Here is a 9,234-nt window from a genome sequence, read left to right as displayed (position 1 = left end):
TTACCTAATGATTGCAAAGTACCTATCAAAAAATAATACCATCAGAGCCTCTACTTATATAACAACTATAGGTGAGGCTTTGTTATTTATTATACCAGATAGAGATTAGCATTAGTATGTGTGCAAGGTTTGACGCTTACAGAATACTAATACTATCATAACTAATTAGTATTTCATCAAATGCATCTAACAAAATTAGACCATTTACTTTAGCCAAAACAATTAACGTATTAACGTCAATTAATAATTTTGTACTCAGTTCTTTTGATCTCTGTATTACATTTCTGACATCCCCAATACATATATTCAACTTAGTAAATGGGTAACGATGGTCGAAAACCATTTCTTCTATCTTCTTACCAGTTAGTTTTTCATAAACAGAAACACCTATAAGGCCTAAATTGAAAAAACGATTAAGTTGAGTTAGATCCTGCCTTTTACCAACTAATTCTTCCATCTTCGTTAGTAGTTCTTCTCCAGTTTCGTCTTCAGAATGCTGGATTGTTTTAAACCATGTAGGATTAGGATTCTTTTTATGATACTCGACCATGTACTTGACAGATTCATTAGTTCTTCCATTAGTCATATTGAAGCCAGAATAGAATTGATGATACGGTGATTCTAAATCATCTTGAACTTGTTCTTTATATTCGTCAAGTTTTTCAAAAGCGTCTTTAAGCTTACCTCTCTCCTTAAGAATTATTGCAGAATACATATAATAATATTCAGGCTTCTCTAACTCCATAGGATTTATTTTTTCTAAATAAAAATTAGCAACAGGTATTTCATTAGTATTTACTTTCAGCTCAACAGCCCTCATCAAATCCATATGATTATTACTCTCTTTAAAGAGTTCAAAATATGACTCTCCACATTTTGATAAGTCTCCTTTGCAAGTATAGTAATTGACTGTTAATACCCATCTATCAATTGGTTTTAAATCATCCAAATTTAATGCCATATTGCTCGTAGAAAGTATCATAATCATCATTCTTAAGGGAATGCATAAGCTTTTGATAGATTACTTGAGACATACTATCCTCAATTACTGGATACTCACCACTATCAACCTTAGTAAAATATTCATCCAATTCTTCTGACAAATTATATTCCACAAGTAAATGTAATAATTTATTGATAACAACAGGATTATTTGCAATATGTTTGATTTTTTTCAGTTCGCTTATTACTGTTTCGGTTTCTCTGATTTTATCTAAGTATTCTATATAATTCAACCACAAAACTTCATCAGTTTCTTTTTGCATAAACCGTTTAAAATAATAAAGGTAATCATCAAACCGATCTAGTCCTTGTAAGCAATTAAGTAATGATAATTGCAACAGTTTATCATCAGAATATTTACCTTCAATAGCTTGTAATACTAACTGATATGCTTTTTTAAAATCTTCACATCGTTCATAATAAAATGATTCATATTTAATTTTATCATATTTACCTAGGTAAGCGAATATTTCAGAGTCATACTCTTTATTTATTACCTGTGCTTGTACAACTAACCTAACAAGATTCTCATTATTAAAATCAATGTAGTTATAACACTCATTCACAATATCCATAGTTTCATCAAACTTACCTTCTAAAGAGTAAATATTAAATAAATAAGGAAAAGATATTTTAGCAATAGTATCAACTGTATCATCAGTTCTATCTAAGTAAATCTCTTCAAGCAACTTTTCTGATTCACGTAACATCTTATAATCTATATCTTGTAAATCAATACGATAATCTTCTTTAATATTCTTCATGGAAGCATGATATATACAGATTGCATATCCAATCTCTTTCGTTAAACTCTGTGAATAATCATTAGATTCTTTATAACTACGCTTTGCAAGAAAGAAGTCTTGATTATTAAAAGCAGTATCTCCAATAAAGCCATGAATAGAAGCCAATTCTCCTGTTTTTAGGTCAGGAGTCTTAAGTAATTCTTTAAGCCCTGCAACTGCTTCTTCATAAGTGATTTCATCAGCATACATCTAATTAAAAAATCACAAGAAAGGGCATTTATATAATCTGGTTTAGCTTTAATAGCTTGATTGTTCAAAGTTTTGGCTACTTTATAGTCTTTTAAATTATACTTCCAAATAGCCTTGATATAGTAGTATCGATGAATTTCTTTTACTTCACCTAATACTTCAATCTTAGATGACCACTTAATAATCTCACTTTCGTCAGCTTGATTATTAACATGACAATTCAATAATCCGTTGTAAACAAGAAATTTTTCATCTTTTGAATACTTTGGAAAGTCCTTCGATTTTATTAACTCATTGAACTTATCAATAGCAAGATTAGTCTTCCCATCAGATATTAGCTTTTCAATTGGTAATATATTTTCTTTAAATTCTTTAGTAGACTCATTAAAGGAGATATCACCTAGCAATTCTCTTAGCAAACCCACATTACTAGCATCAACATTAATAGTTATATTGGTTATTTGATTTGCAATTTGACTATCTTCAATTTGATTTTCACCAGTTCTATTTTTTTGCTGAATTACAATTCTTTTTCCTTCATCCAGTTGAGGAATTAAGTTTTTTAAGCTCATAATCTAACCCCTTACTTTTTTGGTGCATTATTATCATTTATAAAGGTAGAATTAGAAATTGTATTACTACCTTTTTTATTTTTTTGAGATATCTTAAGTTTGTTTCTCTTGGTTACTATAAAATAACCAATAACCGTTAGGATAACCCCAATCACAATACTTAATAAAGCTTCATTACTCATAACATCCCTCCATTTCTATACCACATCAAAGTGTCTAACCGCTTCTGTATTGCCTCTCTTTTCCTTATAGCAAGGCGTTAGCCTTAATTCTAACGATACCATCTCTTAGGTGAGCCATGAAAATCTTTCATATTTACTATCCAATCGGTTTCAATATTAACATCATAAATTTTATTTAGTTAATAGATATATAATCTTATAAATATCTATATATGGTATTAATATGTATAATTTTATCACAACAAGCAAAAAAACAATAGAAATATAAATTATTAAAATACATAATGCTAATCGTGTATATTATCATATTATATAATGTCATTTATATTCTCTATAAACCGACAGACAAATTAAAATACATCATAAAAGAATTAATTTATATTCAAACTTGTACTTTATAGCTGTTGTCTCTTGGTCTTTGACCCATAAGGAAGACCTTGAAATTCTTTTCCCCGCCAAAAGACCTTAAAAACACTTCATAGGCTTATGACCCTGTGGGAATTCACTTTATGGATATTCAATAGAAGAATATAATAGAGAGAACGTATCCTTGACACCAGATTGCTGTCTGATACGTTCTCTCTATTATAGGTTTATAATTATTTTTATCATTTCTGATATTGCTTTGATTTTATCAGGTGGACAATCTTTTAACAACGCATTCATTTCAGGATTTAAGTAGTCAGTAGATTGCGTGTCTATACCTGTTAATAAATAGGCTGGAGAGATATTGAAGATGTTACTCACTTTCACAAGCATTTCAAGGTTGATTTTTGCTTTTCCTGTCTCTATTCGACTGATATATTCAGGAGATACTTTGAGTATTTCTGAAACATTTTCTTGTGTTAATTTCGTTAATTTTCTACTTTCTTTTATTCTCTTGCCAATCAGTTTATAATCTATCATTTTTATCACCCTATTTAATATATCAATAATAACTTATAAGTTTAATGAAGTTATAAGTTATTATTGAATTAATAGGTTATATTTGCTATAATAAATATTATTCACTCTATGTATTGATGTTATTCCCATCAGTAATATATCTTCACAGAAATATATAAGGTTCATACAACCCCTTTCTGTTAATCCTCTCTTTTATCTTAAAGGGCAAAGGTGAATGAGAAGAATTAGGATGGACTTTATAGATTTATAGCATAGAAAAGGTTACTTCGCTTCTTCAGTAAGGCAAAGTAACCTTTTCTTTATCTTTCAATGATTTTAAATGAGAGGCTTAACGGTTTAGCTCTTTATCAATTAAGACACTGCTCTTTAGGATAACTCATCCCCTGGTATAATCCTTAAATAATCAATTATCCCCTCTATCCTAAAATAAAAAGGAGTTAATAAAAAATGTTGTCGTGGAAATGTCGTTAAAGATGATGATAATATTTAACAAGCTGGTCAGCAAACGTGATGCGTCACAAAATAAATAAGTATAACAATATAAAAAAGGAGAGATAACACATGTCAAAAGATTTTAATAACCCAACTAGGATTATGCCTAACATACCATATACAGGTTCATTAAATACATATGGAGATAATTGGTTTTATATCCAATTCACTCAATCAGGAAAAGCTGTTTTTGAAGTAGATCCAACAAGCGGATTGGATGTTAGTCTATACATTTATAATAGAAATGATGAAAATCTAGCAATTAGTATTAATGGTGGTCAGGGTGATGTTGAAAGAATCGAATATAATGCAACAGCTGGTGAATGGATTCGCATGGATGTACAGTATAGTTCTGGTGCAGGAGATTTCATTCTAAAATGTACAATGAACCAATCCCAGCCACAAGATGAAAATATTAATGAGGATCAAAATATAATTAAGCATATTAATGCAAAAGATATACACTGGTATTATGTGCAATTTGAAGAAAATGGAAATGCTAACTTTTATCTTGAGCCAAAATTAACTACTCTTGATGTGGATTTAAAAGTATATAAAGGAAGTAAAACAGGTGAGCTTATAGGTAGTTCAAGCAAAGGAAGTGGACAAGCTGATTTAATATCAAATAAGCCTGTAATAGAAGGTGTCAAGTACTTTATCAGAGTTTATGGCTATTCTGGTACAGGAAATTATTTAATTAGATGCAAAAATTATCCAAATGTAAGTGAGGCATATGTTATAGCTGGGATAGAAGGGGAGATAACACGGATTAGAGAAAAACCAGATTTTTATTCCAGTAAGTATTATGGTTCTGTTAGTTTTGAAGAAAAAGTAACCGTATTAGATGAGGAAGGGCCTTTTACTAAAATTGAGTACTCTACTAGTAGTGGTTTAAAACAAGGTTATATTTATTCTAAATATTTGCAACCATTTAAGGTGAAGAATCAGCCTAATATAGTAAGTTCAGTAGGGAATTGGTATAATCCATATAGAGATGGTTATGAAATGAATCAAGCATTTAATGATTTAGATACTAATTTAAAAGGTCATTTAGGTCATGATTTATTTAAAGAAGGTAATAATGTACCAGTAAAAGCAATATTTGGTGGTACAGTAATATCTGCTGGATATTCTGGTAAAAATGGATATATGGTTCAAATCAAGCATCAAATAGGTAACAAAGAATTTTATAGTTTTTACTCTCATATGAAAGCCAATTCATTTACTGTCAACACAACTGATAAAAAAAATGTTATAGCTGGTCAAACACTTGGTTTTATGGGAGCAACTGGTGGAAATTGGGGACCTCACATTCATTTGGGAGTATATACTGGTGCGAAAAGTAATAGTCCTTATGGATATTATAGCAGTGGTTCACAGCATATTGTTAACTTTGATGAGGCTAATTCTAGCCATTCTGCACTTGCGTTACAAAATGCAACAATTGTTTCAGCAACAAAAAGCTCTCGAACATATTATGACTTCCAAGAAGTTATACGCACCAATGGTACTATTATTCAATAATTAATAAAATAGAACTATCTTGATATTCATATAAGATAGTTCTATTTTTATTTAGTATTCTATGCTATAAACTACTCCTGATGGCTGATAGACTTCAAAGTCTAAGGGGAAATTATCAATAAAAGCTGTATAGTAGTTATTTATAAAATCAAAAATAATATATGGTTTATCTACGATATTAAGCTCTTTAATATTAATTACTTTCTCTTCTATAGAAGATTCATATAAAAAAATATTAATGCTTTCACTTTCTGTATCGTAATAGATAAATGAATCATTATTGTAATACCAATATGGAGTTTGTGCAGAAAAAATAATATTATCTTCTACAGAATCATAAATTTTATAATCTCCATTACCCCAATAGCATAATATATAATATCTTGAATTAGATGACATAGCAATAATTGTGTAGTTTTCTTTAAAAAATAATTTGTTCTCTTCCTCTTTATAATTATATTTCATAATTTGAAATTTATCACCATTACCAATGTTATAATATAAATTATTCTTATCATCAAATAGAAGACAAGTATCATATGGCAAAGTATCAAACTTATAATCTTGTATCTGTGCATATTTATGAGTATTAGTATCATATAGGAATATCTTAAGGTAATTATCCTCAGTAAACAAATAAGCAATCTTAGTTCCTGACGGATTAACTGCATAAGTAACTTCATAATCAAATGATTCATCTGTTTTACAGAAAGCATCTATTTTTAGCTTAGTTTTTTTATTGTCATCAATATTTAGAATGTATTGACCTCGAATTAATACTTGATTATTTGAAAGCCAATAAACCGGAACATCCTTCTTGTTATCAGTATCACACCCAATAATTTCTATTAATTCGGATGATTCGTTTAAATATAGTTTTTTGGTAAACAAACTACCAAATGAACTAAAAGTTATACGGATGTAATTCTTTCTATCGGGTGAGTAATATTTATGTTCAGGATATGTCTTTTCTTTAATTAATTTAATATTATAAGATGGAGATTCATAATTAGTTTGTATTGTTCTATTGTTGTTATTAATCTCTATATTATTTTTAATATCTGGTGTTTTCTCATTTACGTTTGATTCGTCAATCTGTGTTTGAGAATCTGTGTTTAGATTCGTATTTTTTCTCTGTATATTTTGCTCGCACCCTATCAAATTAATCATAACTAAAATTAAAATAAATACTTTTTTCATTTGATTCCCTCCTAAAAATATTATTTATTATAGCAAATCACACAATTAAAGTAAACAATAAATATTTAATATTATCTGAATTCTACAGCTCATAATATACATTATATCTATATAATCTATTACATGATTTTATGCTATTGTATTTTTATTATCAGTTTCTAATAAATAGAATACTCGCATTGCTTGTAACTAAGTTTATTTATTGCCTTGTACGTAATACCATATGGATAATCAATACAGCGGTAAGTATATGATAGGATTACTCATGTAATAATATGTATTTAGGTTAATGGATCGTTGTTATCTTAAATAACTATCCTCTGTTATTAATCAAGATTACTCATCCCCTTATATCTTATATAATATAATTATATGTTATTTAAAACAATATCTCACTAGTATATAGATTAGATTATTATTTATATAAATGTGTCCTATCGGTAGGACACATTTATTAATAAGTACTTATTAGTTTTTTATTTCTATTTTTAATACTGTTCCTTTTTTTTGATTAAATGAGTAGTATTGATAGGTTATAATATATTTAGTATTTTCGTTTGGAACTACCTTATATTCCCAAAGTATACCATAATTATCTTCATTACATTCAAGTTTTATTTGTTTATCTTTTAGATACACATATTTTTTAAACTGTACTTCTTCAATATCAAAGGAATTAGTATTTGTAATTTCAACTGTTTTTATAAGTTTAAATTGTTCTATTGACATTCTACCTATACCAATCATAATAATTATTAAAACACTACTAAGAATGATTCGCTTCTTTATTTTTTTAAAATGTTCTTCAGAATATGCTTTAGATAAAGTTCTTATACCACCAATAATCTGTATGATAAAAATACTATAAGCAAAGATTGAAAATACAATCAAACCTATTTTTTCGTCCATTTCACTTAATGCTATTATAAATATTATGGTATATATTATTCCTACACCAAGACCTATTATTAATAGTAATAGACCAAGTGCTTTTTTATTAGCTGGATTTTTATATGCAGGGGGAACATTCCCTCCTAAATAGTGTCCTGGGTCATATTGATGTTCTATCCATTCGTTTACATCTTGAATATTTTTATCTTCATTTTGATTTTCCACTTTATATATGACCTCCTATTTATTACTAAATTCAAATTGTTTGCTAGCATCTTTTACTATCTTACTATTTTTTATTACACCTGTCCCAGATTCTCTTAGGTTATTATACATGTCATATTTTACATCATATTTTCCAGTATAATATTGATACAGAATAGTCTTTTCACTAATTATTTGAGCATTATCATCTTTATATAATTTAGGAGTCATAGTTAATTGATCATCATCATTAACTCCAATATAACCCACAAATGGATCATTAGCATGATTACTGTCAACTGTTAATCTAACATTAGTATGCTTTTCTCCTTCCACATACTCACCATATCCACATGATGTTAAGTAATCATTTAATCCTTTTACAGCAGTATTATGTCCAGGTTCTGCCCAGTAACCAAAGGCAAGTTTATTGTATGTTTTACCTGCTTTTTTCATCAAAGTATTATTATAACTACCAGCTTGAATGATGGCTCTTTTTTGCTCATTTTTTTCTTGTACTGTAATAGATAGTACATTCCTTGTAGTGTTTTTTATAGCTGTATTTACAATTTCCAATGCGAAAAGAGTACCTTGTACTTTTCCTCCACCAGTAAAATTTCCATAATCCATAATTTGTTTATTACCAACTTCTTTATAAGGAATACCTTTATCCTCTTCAATAGTATCACCAAAATGACCTATTGCATTTACCCAATTTAATTCTAAATCTGTTATAGTCTTAGTTAAATTATTATTCCAACCATCATTATTAAAATTAGCATTTAAACCATCTGAATATTCTGGAATGTAAATTGGAATTTTTTTACCGCTTATTGTAATAAACCCATTCCCATAATTTTTTTCTTTGCAATGTCCACTTGGGTCTATGTAGTTTATAGGATTATTCTGTACGTATGCATATAAGTTCAAACCGTCCCCTCTATAACTATCCTCTTGTATAACCCCATTTTCCATTAAATCATTAATCCCAATCATTTGTAAAGCTTGGAAAGTAGCTCTATCTAATTGACCTGTTACATCAACATTTAATCCTTTTTCTTGAATATACTGTTGCAATTTCTTTATTCTATTCTCATTATAATAATATCTTTCCTTACCCAAAATACTCTCTGACTCTGATTTACTATATGTACTTATTACTGAATCATCCAATACATCTTTTTCCAACGTATTCTCATCTTCAACTACTGACTTTGAGTAATCCTTATTATTTATATGAACTCCAATATCCTCAAAAAACTTTGT

General features: G+C 28.4%; 8 protein-coding genes and 1 pseudogene. 1 reads left to right on the top strand and 8 read right to left on the bottom strand.

Features of this window, described 5'->3' with window-relative positions; all coding sequences use genetic code 11:
- Window positions 1-136: 136 nt before the first annotated feature.
- From N4A55_RS09425 to N4A55_RS09405, 5 genes are all read right to left on the bottom strand, one after another.
- The gene (locus N4A55_RS09425; protein ID WP_293755452.1) at window positions 137-982 is read right to left on the bottom strand and encodes a hypothetical protein; all 846 of its coding nucleotides are present in this window, start codon (window positions 980-982) and stop codon (window positions 137-139) included.
- The gene (locus tag N4A55_RS09420; RefSeq protein ID WP_293755450.1) at window positions 942-1,997 is read right to left on the bottom strand and encodes a hypothetical protein; all 1,056 of its coding nucleotides are present in this window, start codon (window positions 1,995-1,997) and stop codon (window positions 942-944) included. Before N4A55_RS09420 ends, N4A55_RS09425 begins: the two co-directional genes overlap by 41 nt.
- Window positions 1,925-2,569: a hypothetical protein gene (locus N4A55_RS09415; RefSeq protein WP_293755448.1), complete on the bottom strand. Its 645-nt coding sequence runs from the start codon at window positions 2,567-2,569 to the stop codon at window positions 1,925-1,927. Before N4A55_RS09415 ends, N4A55_RS09420 begins: the two co-directional genes overlap by 73 nt.
- Before the next feature lie 11 nt (window positions 2,570-2,580).
- Window positions 2,581-2,751 carry a hypothetical protein gene (locus tag N4A55_RS09410; RefSeq protein WP_293755446.1) on the bottom strand — a complete coding sequence of 57 codons (171 nt, stop codon included), beginning with the start codon at window positions 2,749-2,751 and terminating at the stop codon, window positions 2,581-2,583.
- A 585-nt stretch (window positions 2,752-3,336) separates the two neighbouring features.
- On the bottom strand, window positions 3,337-3,657 hold the full coding sequence (locus N4A55_RS09405; protein ID WP_293755445.1) for a helix-turn-helix domain-containing protein: 321 nt from the start codon (window positions 3,655-3,657) through the stop codon (window positions 3,337-3,339).
- A gap of 561 nt (window positions 3,658-4,218) precedes the next feature.
- On the opposite strand from N4A55_RS09405, the gene N4A55_RS09400 reads away from it, so the two are divergent.
- A complete protein-coding gene (locus N4A55_RS09400; protein ID WP_293755443.1) occupies window positions 4,219-5,673 on the top strand; it encodes a M23 family metallopeptidase in 1,455 nt (484 codons plus the stop codon).
- 51 nt (window positions 5,674-5,724) lie between these two features.
- On the opposite strand, the gene N4A55_RS09395 is transcribed toward N4A55_RS09400, so the two are convergent.
- The 3 genes and pseudogenes from N4A55_RS09395 to N4A55_RS09385 all read right to left on the bottom strand — a co-directional run.
- Window positions 5,725-6,873 (bottom strand): hypothetical protein, encoded by a 1,149-nt coding sequence (locus N4A55_RS09395; protein WP_293755441.1) that lies wholly within the window; start codon window positions 6,871-6,873, stop codon window positions 5,725-5,727.
- A 468-nt stretch (window positions 6,874-7,341) separates the two neighbouring features.
- On the bottom strand, window positions 7,342-7,989 hold the full coding sequence (locus N4A55_RS09390) for a hypothetical protein (RefSeq protein ID WP_293755439.1): 648 nt from the start codon (window positions 7,987-7,989) through the stop codon (window positions 7,342-7,344).
- Window positions 7,990-8,004: 15 nt separating this feature from the next.
- A pseudogene (locus N4A55_RS09385) lies at window positions 8,005-9,234 on the bottom strand (hypothetical protein); the annotation flags it as partial.

It is taken from the genome of Vallitalea sp., assembly GCF_025211055.1.
Taxonomy (GTDB): domain Bacteria; phylum Bacillota; class Clostridia; order Lachnospirales; family Vallitaleaceae; genus Vallitalea.
Note: the sequence above shows the minus strand (reverse complement) of the source record. Positions and strands in the feature narration are given on the sequence as shown.